11 protein-coding genes and 1 pseudogene are annotated in these 14,557 nt (G+C 37.8%); 7 read left to right on the top strand and 5 right to left on the bottom strand.

Annotated elements, in window-relative coordinates:
• Positions 1 to 145 precede the first annotated feature (145 nt).
• Positions 146 to 1,356: pseudogene (gene sucC / locus IPP32_10640) on the top strand (ADP-forming succinate--CoA ligase subunit beta).
• A gap of 157 nt (positions 1,357 to 1,513) precedes the next feature.
• On the opposite strand, the gene yidC reads toward sucC, so the two are convergent.
• Complete coding sequence (gene yidC / locus IPP32_10635; GenBank protein ID MBL0048537.1) at positions 1,514 to 3,403, bottom strand: membrane protein insertase YidC; 1,890 nt, start codon at positions 3,401 to 3,403, stop codon at positions 1,514 to 1,516.
• 332 nt (positions 3,404 to 3,735) lie between these two features.
• Here yidC and IPP32_10630 point away from each other — a divergent pair, with 332 nt between their 5' ends.
• The 5 genes from IPP32_10630 (at position 3,736) to IPP32_10610 (ending at position 6,972) form a co-directional block, all read left to right on the top strand.
• Positions 3,736 to 4,275 (top strand): hypothetical protein, encoded by a 540-nt coding sequence (locus IPP32_10630; protein ID MBL0048536.1) that lies wholly within the window; start codon positions 3,736 to 3,738, stop codon positions 4,273 to 4,275.
• Between the two features lie 165 nt (positions 4,276 to 4,440).
• Positions 4,441 to 4,824, top strand: a complete 384-nt coding sequence (locus tag IPP32_10625) for a hypothetical protein (GenBank protein MBL0048535.1) — start codon at positions 4,441 to 4,443, stop codon at positions 4,822 to 4,824.
• 131 nt (positions 4,825 to 4,955) lie between these two features.
• Complete coding sequence (locus tag IPP32_10620; protein ID MBL0048534.1) at positions 4,956 to 5,711, top strand: hypothetical protein; 756 nt, start codon at positions 4,956 to 4,958, stop codon at positions 5,709 to 5,711.
• Positions 5,711 to 6,073 carry a hypothetical protein gene (locus IPP32_10615; protein ID MBL0048533.1) on the top strand — a complete coding sequence of 121 codons (363 nt, stop codon included), beginning with the start codon at positions 5,711 to 5,713 and terminating at the stop codon, positions 6,071 to 6,073. The genes IPP32_10620 and IPP32_10615 overlap by 1 nt, the downstream gene beginning before the upstream one ends.
• Positions 6,074 to 6,105: 32 nt before the next feature.
• Positions 6,106 to 6,972 (top strand): hypothetical protein, encoded by an 867-nt coding sequence (locus tag IPP32_10610; protein ID MBL0048532.1) that lies wholly within the window; start codon positions 6,106 to 6,108, stop codon positions 6,970 to 6,972.
• Positions 6,973 to 7,044: 72 nt separating this feature from the next.
• On the opposite strand, the gene IPP32_10605 is transcribed toward IPP32_10610, so the two are convergent.
• The 3 genes from IPP32_10605 to IPP32_10595 all read right to left on the bottom strand — a co-directional run bounded on the left by IPP32_10605 (position 7,045) and on the right by IPP32_10595 (position 10,043).
• Positions 7,045 to 7,485 (bottom strand): hypothetical protein, encoded by a 441-nt coding sequence (locus IPP32_10605; protein MBL0048531.1) that lies wholly within the window; start codon positions 7,483 to 7,485, stop codon positions 7,045 to 7,047.
• A gap of 257 nt (positions 7,486 to 7,742) precedes the next feature.
• The gene (locus tag IPP32_10600) at positions 7,743 to 8,519 is read right to left on the bottom strand and encodes a phosphosulfolactate synthase (protein ID MBL0048530.1); all 777 of its coding nucleotides are present in this window, start codon (positions 8,517 to 8,519) and stop codon (positions 7,743 to 7,745) included.
• Positions 8,520 to 8,630: 111 nt separating this feature from the next.
• A complete protein-coding gene (locus tag IPP32_10595) occupies positions 8,631 to 10,043 on the bottom strand; it encodes a tetratricopeptide repeat protein (protein ID MBL0048529.1) in 1,413 nt (470 codons plus the stop codon).
• Between the two features lie 376 nt (positions 10,044 to 10,419).
• Here IPP32_10595 and IPP32_10590 point away from each other — a divergent pair, with 376 nt between their 5' ends.
• Positions 10,420 to 12,501: a dihydrofolate reductase gene (locus IPP32_10590; GenBank protein MBL0048528.1), complete on the top strand. Its 2,082-nt coding sequence runs from the start codon at positions 10,420 to 10,422 to the stop codon at positions 12,499 to 12,501.
• Between the two features lie 113 nt (positions 12,502 to 12,614).
• Here IPP32_10590 and IPP32_10585 read toward each other — a convergent pair whose 3' ends face one another.
• Positions 12,615 to 14,504: a DUF1736 domain-containing protein gene (locus IPP32_10585; GenBank protein ID MBL0048527.1), complete on the bottom strand. Its 1,890-nt coding sequence runs from the start codon at positions 14,502 to 14,504 to the stop codon at positions 12,615 to 12,617.
• Positions 14,505 to 14,557 lie beyond the last annotated feature (53 nt).

The following is a 14,557-nucleotide window of genomic DNA, read 5'->3' as shown; positions in this document are numbered from 1 at the left end:
AATACATCTAACCTTAAAATTTCCTGCTTTTGGAGTGTTTGCCTTCCATGAATTTACTGTCCGAAAAGTAAACTAAATTTTCAGCATTTAAAATTTGAAAATTAAATTAAAAATAATCTACATTTGAATTCTAAAATAGATACTTATGAACATACACGAATATCAAGGCAAAGCCATATTAAAAAGTTTTGGCGTGGCCATACAGGAGGGAATAGTAGCCGATTCACCCGAACAAGCTGTGGAGGCAGCTAAGGAATTGCAAAAGCAAACCGGAACAGGATGGTGGGTAGTGAAAGCGCAAATTCATGCCGGAGGAAGAGGAAAAGGAAAAGTAAATGAAACCGGAATCAACGGTGTGGTGCTGGCAAAAAATCTGGATGAAGTAAGAGATAAATCTAAAAGCATTTTAGGCGGTACACTAGTTACCATTCAAACCGGTCCAAGTGGTAAAAAGGTAAATAAAGTATTGATTGCGCAAGATGTGTACTATCCCGGCGATAGTCCAACAAAGGAATTTTATATGAGTGTGCTGCTGAATCGTCAAACCGGTAGAAACATCATCATGTATAGTACCGAAGGTGGTATGAACATTGAAGATGTGGCGCACAATACTCCACATTTAATTTTTAAAGAAGAGATTGATCCTAAAGTGGGATTGCAAGCTTTTCAAACCCGCAAAATCGCATTTAATTTGGGTTTAGAAGGAGAAGCATTTAAACAAATGACCAAATTTGTGGCAGCACTGTATAAAGCGTATGATTCAACAGATTCAGCTATGTTTGAAATTAATCCGGTTTTGAAAACATCCGACAATAAAATAATTGCTGTGGATTCAAAAGTAAATTTGGATGAAAACGCTTTGTTCCGTCATGCGGATTATGCTGCTTTGCGCGATGTTACCGAAGAAGATCCAACCGAAGTAGAAGCCGGAGAATTTAATTTAAACTATGTAAAATTGGATGGAAACGTTGGGTGCATGGTGAATGGAGCAGGTTTAGCGATGGCCACCATGGATATTATTAAGTTGAGTGGGGGAGAGCCAGCCAACTTTTTGGATGTGGGAGGAACAGCAAATGCAGAGCGTGTGGAACAAGCTTTCCGAATTATTTTAAAGACCCCAATGTGAAGGCCATTTTGGTAAATATTTTTGGTGGAATTGTGCGCTGCGACCGTGTAGCACAAGGTATAGTGGATGCCTACAAAAACATGGGAACCATTCATGTGCCCATTATTGTTCGATTGCAAGGCACCAATGCCGAGGAGGCAAAAAAGATTATTGATAAATCGGGACTAAAAGTATACTCTGCTATTCAATTGCAAGAAGCTGCTGATCTGGTGAAGAAAGTACTAGGTTAGTATTCAAATTAGATCTGAAATAAAGCATATTTTCAGGTTCGTAATTCATTTCAAAGGAGTGAGCTCAGGTTCACTCCTTTTTTTTTGATAGGAGTATTTTGAGCAAAAAAAATCTGTTGGAATTAACCAACAGATTTTTTTTTGGATGTTCTTACTTTTATTTCTTTTTCCCGCCTTGTGGCAAGGTAGCACGTTGTTTTGCCATTTCTTCCAATCGACTTTGAAATTTTGATTTCCCTGGAGCCGGTTTCTTTTTGTTTTCTTGAATCTTAGCATGTATGGCATCTTCATCCACCATTTTGCGGATAATCCATTGCTGTGCAAAGGTAAGCATGTTGGCTAGGAAATAGTAATAGCTCAAACCAGCCGAATAATTATTAAACACACCTAAGAATATAATCGGCATCAAATACATAATCCATTTCATTTGTGCCATTTGCGGATTATTGGCACCGCTAAACTGGTCGTTCATGCGGGTGTACATAATGGTTGAGATGGTCATTAATAAAGTGAATAAACTCACGTGGTCACCATATAAATAGTCTATTACCGGCACATATCCAAAGGTCCAAATGCTGTCGTACGACGATAAATCGGTTGCCCATAAAAAGGATTGCTGACGTAACTCGATACTTGCCGGAAAAAAGCGGAACATAGCAATTAAGATGGGCATTTGAAGCAACATAGGTAAGCAACCACCTAATGGATTTACGCCTGCTTTTTTATACAGTGCCATCAAAGCTTGTTGCTTTTTCATCGGTTCTTCTTTGGCGTATTTTTCGTTTAACTCATCTACCTCCGGTTTCAACACTTTCATTTTTGCAGTGCTCATGTATGCTTTGTAGGTTAATGGCAGCAGCACTACTTTAATAAGTATGGTGAGCAATAAAATAATGATACCGAAATTCATGTTGAATCCACTTAAAAAGTTAAATACCGGAATTACTGCAAATCGGTTTACCCAGCCAAAAATTCCCCATCCAAGCGGCACTTGTTGCTCTAAATCCATTCCAAAACTCTTTAAGGTTCCGTAGTGATTTGGACCGTAATACAAGCTCATGGCAAAACTTTCGTTACCGGTATGCTTATAAGGTATTGTAAAACTTGCGGCTAAATCTTTGGTGTATTTACCAGAGTTGGGTAAACCAACGGTTTCGATATCGGTAGGCTTATCAAAACCTTGTTTAGCAATTAATACGGAAGTAAAATACTGTTGTTTAAAGGAAACCCATTTCATTTTTGTTTGAAAGGATTCTTTGCCATCATTCACTTCGTTGAGGTAATCCACTTCATCTTCAAAGTGCTTGTAATAAATGGTCGTAGCATTTTGCTCATTTTTATGGCTTTTTTCATGTTTTAATGCACGCACATGCCACTTCAGATTCATATCGGAAGTATTGCTGGCAATTAAATCCTGCATTCCAACCGTGTTAATATTGCAATCCATGAGGTAGGAATTTCCGCGTAAGCGGTATTCAAACTCTATGTATTTGCCCGGAGCAGCCTGCAAACGCATACTCACTTTATTGCTATCGGTGCCGTTTACCGAAAAGGAAGTTCCAATGGGAGTAAAGAATAAAGTATCGGTATTAAAAATGCGATTTTGAGCGATAAAACTGAGTCCAAATCGAGATGAATCTTCATCGCATAGCATCAAGGGCAGTGAATCGTGTGTGCGGTATTTTTTTAACTGCACAGAAACGATGCGCCCACCTTTATTTGAAATACCAATTTTTAGCAACTCATTTTCAATAGTGGTAATTTGTTTTTCGCCTTCTGCTGCAGCCGTAAATGGACCATAAGTGCTCTTTAGTAATTCGGTTTTGGCTGAATCGGATACCGTATTAGTATCGGCCACCACCGCCATTACCGCATCTTGCAAAACGGCTTTTTGTTGCTCTTTAGTAACTAATTTTTGAACTGCTTCAATTGAATCCTGCTTGTGTTTGGCAGCGGCAATTTCATTTTCGGAAGGGGCGTTGTAAATACTAAATCCTATTAATATTGCACCAATGAGTAGTAAACCGGTAATCGAATTCTTATCCATCTATCATTAAAAATTTGAGGGCGCAAAGATATATTTTTTTACGAGGTGGGAAGAGGTAATAACCTAGATTTTAGTTAAATTGGGATTTTGCAAATTTTTAAGATACGAATACGTTTTTAAAGTAATATTCAAGAAAAAATGATAATTGCTGGATTTTGAACGGAAGTTTGCGTGCAGGGACTGAAAGACATCTCCCTGAAAAAAGAAATTCCCATTCAAGCAATTCATTTACCTGCAGAAATTCAATAAATCGCGTCTAAGCTTTTATATTTTGTTTGGCTAGGTAACATGCTTAATTTTATGTGTTTTATAAAAATAGCCGAAGTTTGAAAATGAACAATAGTGTAATGTATAGAATAGGGGTACTGTTTTTTATGTGGATGGCATTTACAGAAATTCAAAACACTGCTGCATCCGAAGCCGATTCCAGCAATTATTATCGAACTGAATTAAAAGATTTACTGCGTGATAGGAGAGTGAAATTCGATGCCTATTCTCAATCTTTGGAGCAACACAGTGGTATCTTTGGTAACAAAACAAAAAAAGACATCCGCGAAAGCAACACCGTATTAATTAATATTGTGCGCACCGATAATCATATCATTCAAGTGCTTAATCGTGTGCTTGATTATAGAACTTACGAAAAAGTGAACATGAATTACGACCTGAACCAAAATAAACGGCAAGCGAATATGCTGATGCAGGCTACAGATACATTATCCAAACAAGTTTCGGCCCTCACTAAATCGAATGTCGATTTAGCAAAAAGAAACAGGAACTTAAGCGCTTGGCTCTACATTACGCTGTTCTTTCTCTTTGTTCTTTTGTTGATGCTGGGGAAGCAATTTTTATCCAGCAAAGGCAAAAGTTAAGGTGTTGTAAAATTTTGAGCTTTAAATAAATAGGATTTAACCTCATTTAAAATCATCTGAACTACAAATTCACAAATTCAGTAGTATGTTATTCCCACTTAGCGAAATTTTTTAGCAGCTACATTAGTTTAAGCTAACTTTGCAATAACAAAATGAAGTGAGCTTTTGAAACGAATAATTCTGCTATTTCTGCTAATAACCTATTTCTTTTCATCCACCGGATTAACCGAGTTGTTGAAAGTGGATATGCTGGAGCAGCATTATGCCGAGACCAAACAAGCAGATGCTTCAATTTCATTTTTTGATTTTATAGTGATGCATTACCTAACGGATGATAATAACAGTTCGGATGATGCACAGGATAAGCAATTACCATTTAAGTCAGCCAATTTGTTTATGAGTTCACCGGTTATAACAGCACCGCAAGTTGCTTTTGATGCATCGATTGCTGCCGGATATTTTGTTGATAAAACTACTTTTGTTAAAAAGGAATTCTTCTGTTTAGCTTCCTACACTTGCCGTATCTGGCTTCCTCCTAAGCTTTCTTAGATCCATCTTGCAAGGCATTGCAAGAAACAATCTTTTAATTTAATGGATTGGGATTAACCAAATTTTTTTTCTTTTCCGCAAGTCGGGAAATGTAGGTTTTCATGTATTTTTTAGTCTTAATAGTTAATGCTATGATAAAAGCAAAATCAAGTTTCAGAGGTATAGTTCAAAATCAAATCATCCTGTTTTGTTTAGGTATAATGCTCAGCTTTTCAGCGTGTAAGCATTATCCGCCAGGCTTGGATGGAATTTCTCCAAACGGGACTACAACTCCTGTGGATACAAATTCGGGAACTCAAAACTTAATTCCCTGCGATGCAGATACCGTGTATTTTAACAATACTATTCTTCCTCTTTTTGTTTCCAATTGTGCTAAAGCCGGGTGTCATGATCCAATAACACATGAAGAGGGACTCGTATTAAATTCGTATTCCGGAATTATGGGTAGCGGAGAGATTAGCCCAGGTAATCCCAATCAGGGCGATATAATGGAAGCAATTAAGGAAACGCATGCCAATAAAGTGATGCCCCCGCCACCAAGCAGTCCTTTAACTACCCAGCAAATTAATCAACTAACCATTTGGATCAGTCAAGGCGCCAAAAATAATTATTGCAACAGTTGCGATACCACAAATGTGACTTATGCTACAAAAATAAAACCCTTGTTAGACTTAAAGTGCAAAGGTTGTCATAATGCAACACTGGCTTCGGGTGGTGTAAATCTTTCAAACTATGCGGCAGCAGTTGGAGTGGCACAAGCGGGAACTTTGTTAGGTTCTGTGAAGCATCAAACGCCTTATAAAGCTATGCCACAGGGTGGGCAAAAACTACCCGCTTGCGAAATCGATATGATTAGCATTTGGATTAACACTCAATATCCTCAATAATGAAACATAACTATTTATTTAACTTACTGATATTGGGCATTTGTTTGAGTTTAAGTGCGTGTTATTACGATGTGGAATCAGAACTCTATCCAGCCGTTTTAAATACAGGTTGTGATACAACTGCTGTTACATACATCACCACAATCGAACCAATCATAACCAGCACGTGTGCCATTAGCGGATGCCATGTTGCCGGCGCCCAAACTCCCGACCTTTCAAATTATACAGGGTTAAAAGGAAGTATTGACCGCGTTAGCGTGCGCGCCATAACCGAAAAAACAATGCCGCCTTCGGGCCCTTTGAGTCCTTGTAATGTGCTTGAATTGCAAGCTTGGATAAATAGAGGAGCAGTAAATAATTGATGTAGCTACATTTTAAATAGATTTAAAATCAAATGAAAAAAATACTTTCACTACTTATACTTTTCTCCTTTCATTTAAAGCTGAAAGCGCAAGATGACTTAATGGATATGCTGGAGGATAAAGAGCCACCCAAGGAATATAGCAAAAATGCCTTTAAATCAACGCGTGTAATTAACAGCCATTCGCTGGAGTTTTTAGGAAAAAATGTACTGGATGTGCGCATCCTGCATCGCTTTGGACGAATAAATGGCGGTGCATACGAGGCATTTGGTATTGATCAAGCACGTGTACGATTGGGTTTAGATTATGGCATTACTCCGCGTTTAATGGTTGGGATAGGCCGAAGCAGCTTTAAAAAGGAAGCCGATGCTTTTGTGAAATACCGTATTCTTTGGCAATCTACCGGCAAAGGCTCTATTCCGTTTTCTCTGATTTGGGTGAGCGGAATGACCGATAGTTTTATGAAATGGGATAATCCCGATCGGAAAAACTATTATACCTCGCGCTTGGGTTATTATCATCAACTAATTATAGGAAGAAAATTTTCGGAAAGTTTTTCCTGGCAAATTTCTCCAACGCTCGTACACCGCAACATTGTGAAAGAAACGGGTGATAAACATGATATTCTTGCCTTAGCAACAGGAGCTCGAATAAAGCTTACAAAACGTGTAGCGATAACCATCGATTATTATTATCAATTGCCCAATCAATTGCCTGCCGATATTAAGAATCCTTTATCAATAGGTTTTGATATTGAAACGGGAGGCCACGTTTTTCAATTGCATTTTACCAATGCCTTGGGGATGAATGAGCGCGTGCTTGTGAACGAAACTGATGGTAAGTGGGCAAAGGGTGATGTGCATTTTGGATTTAATATTTCGCGGGTGTTTTCACTATAAGATTGGTATTTTAAGTTTAGTAAGGAAGTATTATGTTGAATAGCACTTATAGCTTTTCGGAGAAGAAGATGCCTAGATTGTTCTCAAGCGCTCAAATGTGGTTAAATGAGCCTTTTTGAGTATTTTTAGAAATACGACCGTTATAAGTTTATTTCCACTTACTTCAATTTCTTCGCGAATAGTGCTTACGTTTCCTTGTTGTGAAAAATGAAAATTTAGAGTTAAAAAAATACCTTTTTTAACCTGTGAAGTATAGCGTACCTGCTTGAATTTTTCTATTTCGGACACTGTTGCATTGTATTTTGGTTTCATCACCAAAATTCCCAACACACGCATTTCTTCTTCTACTGCATATTCAATAAAATCAGGCAAACTGGTGGTAATAACTTTAACCGAAGTCATTACCGGATGTAAGCTAGCAAAGCGCTCAAAATTAGCTACAGCTGCATACACCTCATCTTTATTAAGATTAAAAGTATGCTCCAAAATTAAAGTCCGTGTTGAAACTGCCATTTTAAAATAGTAGGGAAATAATGCTGAGCCCCAATAACTCTCCTTCGACTTCGCTCAGGATGACATAATAACCCTCCTTCGACTTCGCTCAGGATGACATAAAAACTTAATAACTCTCCTTCGACTTCGCTCAGGATGACATAAAAACTTAATAACTCTCCTTCGACTTCGCTCAGGATGACATAAAAACTTAATAACTCTCCTTCGACTTCGCTCAGGATGACATAAAAACTCAATAACCTAATAACTCAATAACACTATTTCGTAACCAACTCTTTTGGCAAAAAATGAAAGAAGGTATCCCCTCTAAGTCCCAAACGCAAAGTTTCGAGCGATATAACATCATTGGGCGCAATATTACCGAGGTTAACATTAGCACCTAATAGTTTAATAAACCATACCTGCTGCGGTTTTTGCGGAGATTCCCACATGATTTTTTCGGCAGGAACGCGGGCTAGAATTTTATCAATAAGTAAAGTATGCGCTTTTCCGTCACGATGATAAATACCAACATTTCCACTTTCGCGTGCTTCCGCAATTACTTTCCAACTGCCGGCTTCCAATTCTTTGGTCATCATTTTAATCCATTTGGCAGGATGAATGATAATTCCTTCTTCTTTAGAGCCTACTTCCGACAAAACAGTGGCTTGTTTGCTTAAAATGTTAATGTACTCACATTTCTTATCGTGATTCATCTCCAATGAACCATCCGACACTTCTGCAGTATTGAGCTTAAGCTTATCCAACAGTTTGCGGTAGTCGTCAAACATGTTGCGCACAATAAATGCCTCAAATAAAGTTCCTCCCAAATAAACTTTAATATTAGCATCTTGATAAAGCTTTATTTTTTCTTGAAGGTTATTGCTGATATAAGAGGTTCCAAAACCAAGCTTAACTAAATCGGTAAGGTGTCCGCTGGCCGAAATAAAATTCTCGGCTTCACGCAGGCTCATACCTTTATCCATCATCATTGTAATTCCTTTTTCGCGCGGTTTAGCCGGACGTTCAGGAATATGGGGTAAATTAAAATTCATGAGTGTTTTTCTAAAATGTTATTATAAAAACGTTACAGCGAGGCACAAAGCAGTCTTTTCATTTAGGTAGAGGATAAAAAGACTAGTGGTTTTCGCCCTAACGAGGGATACTTATTTTCTATACTGCTCAATCACCTCAATGATTGATGCAATTTGGTTGAGTGCAGGGTAATATTCAAATATATCGATGTGCTTTTCAAAATCTAGAGAGAGCCCGCTTTCCAGATAGTACATGCCATCTTGCATATCTCCATAAATAAATTTTAAGGCTGCCATTCTGTATTTCAGTTCGGGGCTATCTGGAAAATGCTTAATTCCATCCGCCAGCATCGAAATAGACTCTTCCTTGTAATCTTGAATGTACATCAAATTAGAATAATCTAAATACACTTCTTCATTATCGGTTTCGAGCTCAATAACTTTACAGTAGCCTACTTCAGCTTCTTCAAAAAAGCCAAGTTTTTGTTGTATTTCACCATAAATGTACCAGTAATCCGCATTTTCACCATTCAGTTCAATAGCCTTTTTAACATAGTGAATACCTTCGCTGATACGGTTTTGATATTCCAAAATAATTCCAATTCCTAACCAGGCATCGGCATATTCGGGATCCATTTTGATCGATTTATTATAATAGCTGAGCGCCTTATCCCAATCTTCCATTTTCTCGTAGCATTCACCCATATAATAATAGGAAGTTGCATCCGGTTCTTCAAATTTGAAAGTCTCTTTATAAGTAGCAATGGCCTCATCAAAATGACCTAAATTGGCAAGTGAGTTTGCCTTGTTGAAATAGGCGGAAGAAAAATTCTCCTGCACCAATATGGCATAATCATAGGCTTCGATGGCTTTTTCAAACATGGAAGCTTTGTTATACGCAATCCCTAAATTAAACCAAGCAGCAGGCGAATAGGGCACTTTATCAATAAATTCAGAATAAAAAGTAACACTTTCAGCAGTGTTTTCAGTTATGTCGTAACAAAATGCCAATTCATATAAAGCGTATTCATTCTCTGGATTTTCATTCACAGCTTTTTTTAAGAATTTGATAGCCGATTCGAAATCGCTTTTGTTTTCGTATTCAAAAGCAATGTGCATGTACAATTCGTCTTTTTCCTCCGCTGTATCCAACGCTTGTTTATAGGTATCGATTGCCTTATCGAACTCGCTTAATTGACTAAATATACTTCCTCGCGTAACAAACAATTCGGTATTAGAGGGTTCTAATAATTCAGCCTTGGTGAGTGTATCGAGTGCTTTTTGTACCTGATTGGAGGCTGCATACAATTGTGCTTGACGCAACAAAAACACCACTGTAAAAGGGTGCTGGCTCAACCCCAATTGGGCTACTTGTATGGCTTTGGTTATATTTTTTTTATCGATGTAGGTGTCAATCAACTCTTCAAATTCAGCTACATCAAAAAAGTATTGTTCATTTAGTTTGAGCATTTTCTCGTAGCGTTCCAACACCTCATTCGATTCCTCACCGTGCTCAAAATTCTCCTCGTTGCTTTCTTCTAACATATATGTCCCTTTTCGTTATTATTCCCTTCTATTTGCAAAATTAACAAATTCTTCGAGCTTTGAGTTGCAACGCTTCCTTTCTTATTAACAGCCATTAGTTTATTTTTTTCTGTGTTTTGGATGACTCTCTGCTCGCGTGTTTTGCTTAAATGATTAACTGTTATTGTTGTTTTTATTGACTCCAAGCAATTTCAATCTTCTGTACTTTTTTCTTTCCGGATTTACTTTTTATGACAGCTTCAAATCACCCCAAAAAACAGAATCAAGTAAAGTGCCGATAAACAACGTGTAACAACGGTTTAATTTGCGTACGACTTGCTATTATTTTTAGTAAAATTGCAGCGCTTAAACAAATCCTACAAAAACCCATAACCAAATGAACAAAAAATTAAACGTATTAATTCCTTCGGCTTTCCTTATCACTGCTCTATTTGCAGGATGTGGAGGGGATGCTAAAAAGGAATCCAATGAACAAGCTAAAACTACTGAAGCTACCACAACAACCGAAATTATGGCCGATCGTTTTGCCGACGTGCAAGTGTTGCGCTACGACATTCCCGGATTTTCGGAGTTATCGCTACAGCAAAAACAATTGGCCTATTATTTATATGAGGCAGGATTGTGTGGACGAGACATCTTTTACGATCAAAAATACAAGCACAATTTGACCATTCGTAAAACTTTGGAAACTATTCTAAGTACCTATTCAGGTGATAAAAACAGTGCAGATTATGCCAAGTTTTTGGAATACAGCAAACGGGTGTTTTTTTCGGATGGGATTCATCATCACTATAGCAATGATAAGCTTATGCCTGAGTTTACAGTCGATTATTTTAAAGAGCTCATCAGCAAAAGCGACAATGCTAAGCTGCCTCTCGAAGGCATGAAAGTGGAAGAATTTATAGCCATGCTTCAACCCATATTATTTGACCCTAAAATGGATGCAAAGGGTGTGGATTTAAGTGCTAACACAGATAATGTAAAGGCATCGGCGAGTAATTTTTACGACGGTGTTACTCAAAAAGAAGTGGAAGCATATTATGCCGGTATGATTCAGAAAGATGTAAAAGAGCAACCATCTTGGGGATTAAACTCAAAAGTGTTAAAGGAAAATGGAAAGCTAACTGAAAAAGTATGGAAGAGCGGAGGAATGTATGGTGCAGCTATTGATAAAATTATTTATTGGTTAGAAAAAGCTGTTCCGGTTGCTGAAAATGAAGTTCAAAAAAATACTTTAGAGCAGCTGATTAAATTTTACAAAAGTGGCGATTTAAAGGATTTCGACAACTATTCGGTTTCCTGGGTAGGGGATACAGCTTCTCGAGTGGATGTGGTGAATGGATTTATTGAAGTATATCATGACCCAATGCAAAAGAAAGGCGGCTATGAGTCTATTGTTTCGATGAAAGATATGGAGGCTACTAAACGCATTGCTGCTATAGCAAAGGAAGCGCAATGGTTTGAAGATCATTCTACTATTGCCGACGAACATAAAAAGAAAAATGTAAAAGGTATTTCGGCAAAAGTGATTACTATTATTAGCGAAGTTGGCGATGCTGCACCGGCAACTCCCATAGGAATTAATCTTCCCAATGCAGAGTGGATTCGTGAATTGCATGGCTCTAAATCGGTTTCCTTGAGTAATATTGTGTATTCCTACAATTATGCACGCGCCAAAAGCCCGCTGTTTGATGAATTTGGATTAAATAAGGAAGTGCAAGAACGCCAAGCAAAATATGGCCCACTTAGTGGTGATTTGCATACCGATATGCACGAAGTGATTGGACATGCCTCCGGACAAATTAATAAAGGCGTTGGAACCACAGATGTTACCCTTAAAAATTATGCTGGTATTTTGGAAGAAGCGCGTGCCGATTTGGTTGGCTTGTATTATATAATGGATCAAAAACTGGTGGATCTAGGAGTTAGTCCATCACTTGAAGTGGGCAAAGCGCAATACGATTACTATATATTAAATGGTATGATGACACAATTGGTGCGCATTAAACCGGGCGATAATTTAGAAGAAGCACACATGCGCAACCGTCAGCTAAATGCATCATGGGCTTTTGAAAAGGGAAAAAAGGACAATGTAATTGAAAAGGTTACTCAAGATGGTAAAACCTATTTCAAAATTAACGATTACAACAAATTGCGTGAGTTGTTTGGTCAATTGCTTAAAGAAATTCAACGCATTAAATCGGAAGGTGACTTTAATGCCGGAAAAAATTTGGTAGAAACGTATGGTGTAAAAGTAGATCAAGCTTTGTTGACAGAAGTGCATACCCGTATGGCCAAATTGAGTATAGCGCCGTACATGGGCTTTATTCAGCCTAAATTGGTGCCTGTTATGGAAGGCGATAAAATTATAGATGTGAAAGTTGAAAACAACGAAGGCTTTATTGAACAAATGCTTCGTTATGGAAAGGACTATAGTTTTTTACCGGTGAAGAACTAAGTAAATATTAAAGCAGTATTTGAAACGCCCGGCAATTTATTTGTCGGGCGTTTCTAGTTTTAATGAAACAATTAAAATCTTGAATCAATTTATCCTTCGAAGAAATGGGGCTATTATTTCCCGCGAAGGGTATACCTCAAAGCATTTAAACCACCTATTGCTCCTTGATTGTTTGGATCGAGACGCAGTGTTTTTTTCCAAAACAGTTTTGCTTTCTCATATTCTTTAACGGTATAAAAAGCTCCACCCAAATTATAGGTTAATGCAGCATTTAGTGTATCATAGCGGTATGCATGTTGCAAATCGGCAATGCTCCCTGCAAAATCTTTATCAACACCTTTTTTCAATCCTTTTTTATAATAGTGATCACTAAGTACTTTTTCATAGCCCTTTAAAGTGGCGCTATTGGGCTCTATATTGCGCGCGCGGTCCCACCAAACTTCTGCTGAGTCGAAATTATCTTTCCACGAATAAATTACACCCATATTAAGGTATCCATCGGCACGGGCCGGATAAATTGCCAAGGCTTTTTCGATATACTTTTTAGCTGAATCAAGCATCGCCGCATTGTGCGTTTTATTAATACTGTCTTCACTTAATTTTAAATAGGCCAAGGAAGCATTTAAGTTCGCTTTTGAGTTTTGAGGAACATTTTTTACATCGGCGATAAAAAGCGTGTTGCTGTCTTCCCAATCGGCACAGCGCGCTATATTTAAGTAGGCGCTTCCAATTACAATTAAGCCTACCAAAACAAGCACCGGTGTATATTTTTTGGCTGATGGTGCGCTTGTACTGAAGCGATCAACAACATCCATTAAAAATTTAATAACCGCAATACAAATGCCCAAGGAAGACATATACATGAAGCGCTCGGCTATTGGGGCACCTATATTGAAAAACAAATTAGAAAGTATCGAAAAAGTGATTCCAAAAAATAAAATAGCAAAAGAATAAATGGATTTTTTACGGAATAGAAATAACGCCAAAACCAAGCCACCTGTATAAATTACAAGCGAAAGAATTACCCGCCAATCGCTAAAAGTTGTAGCTGGTATTTGATTAAAATTATAATCGTAAGACAAGTGCAATGGGTAAAAAATCAGTTTTAAATAAATCAACCAGGTTAGAAAAATAGTTGCATAATGTTGTTCGCCATTCATAAATGCAAATGGATTGTTAAATATATCGTTACTTGGAATGGCGCCATTGTCGTGGGTGGCGGCATAGCGCAGGGCTAAAAACAACAACATACCGGCAATAAATCCTAAACTGGTTTGTATAATTTTAGTCGCTTTTAAAGGACTGAAATAATAGAGCAGCAGCGGGAAAATCAGCACAAAAGTTAAAGCAGTTTCCTTGCTGAGTAAAGACAGAAAATAAAGAAGTGTAGCTGAAATAAACCATATTAATTTTGTGCTATCCACATACTTGAATAAACAAATAACTGCCATTAGGAAAAAAAGGAAGCACATAATATCGTCGCGCCCTTTAATGTTTATAACCGCCTCACTGTGTATGGGAAGTACCATAAATAATACGGTTGTGCACAATGCAAGCAGGTTATTTCCGGAGAATATGCGCACTAAAACATGCAGCAAGACAATGCCAGTAAGTGCATAAAGCAGTACATTAATAAAGTGAGATAAGCCGGGATTGTTGTCAAAAAACTGATTTTCGATGGCAAAAGTTACCAGGCTCAAAGGCCGATAGCGCCCACCGGAGAGCACCATAAGATTGGCATCCGTCATTCCTGCAAAAGTGTCTTTGCTCAAAATTTTTGAAATTCCGGCAAATCCTCTTTGCACAAAAGTGTTTTTTACCAGAACAATGTAATCATCTAAGGCGTATTTATTAAAGATAGAGGCTCCAAAATTTGTAAAAGCAAGTGCGGTAATGAACAGGTATTCTTTTAGGTAATTCCTTGCGGAGGATTGCGTGGTTTCCGCTACAGTAATAGCGCTTGGGTCAGGCTGAGGCAGCTTTGCTTTTTGTTTTTTCTTCACCTTTGAAAATGTAATTCCTCCGCAAAATAATAAATTCTGTATTAAGTTGAAGC

Source organism: Bacteroidota bacterium, assembly GCA_016721765.1.
GTDB lineage: Bacteria > Bacteroidota > Bacteroidia > UBA4408 > UBA4408 > UBA4408.
The sequence above is the reverse complement of the archived record's forward strand: the minus strand, read 5'-3'. Positions and strand labels throughout refer to the sequence as shown.

Bases quoted from the DNA above. Each gene is read 5' to 3' on its own strand.
- yidC (MBL0048537.1), bottom strand. From the start codon at position 3,403: ATGGATAAGAATTCGATTACCGGTTTACTACTCATTGGTGCAATATTA.
- IPP32_10630 (MBL0048536.1), top strand. From the start codon at position 3,736: ATGAACAATAGTGTAATGTATAGAATAGGGGTACTGTTTTTTATGTGG.
- IPP32_10620 (MBL0048534.1), top strand. From the start codon at position 4,956: ATGATAAAAGCAAAATCAAGTTTCAGAGGTATAGTTCAAAATCAAATC.
- IPP32_10615 (MBL0048533.1), top strand. From the start codon at position 5,711: ATGAAACATAACTATTTATTTAACTTACTGATATTGGGCATTTGTTTG.
- IPP32_10610 (MBL0048532.1), top strand. From the start codon at position 6,106: ATGAAAAAAATACTTTCACTACTTATACTTTTCTCCTTTCATTTAAAG.
- IPP32_10605 (MBL0048531.1), bottom strand. From the start codon at position 7,485: ATGGCAGTTTCAACACGGACTTTAATTTTGGAGCATACTTTTAATCTT.
- IPP32_10600 (MBL0048530.1), bottom strand. From the start codon at position 8,519: ATGAATTTTAATTTACCCCATATTCCTGAACGTCCGGCTAAACCGCGC.
- IPP32_10595 (MBL0048529.1), bottom strand. From the start codon at position 10,043: ATGTTAGAAGAAAGCAACGAGGAGAATTTTGAGCACGGTGAGGAATCG.
- IPP32_10590 (MBL0048528.1), top strand. From the start codon at position 10,420: ATGAACAAAAAATTAAACGTATTAATTCCTTCGGCTTTCCTTATCACT.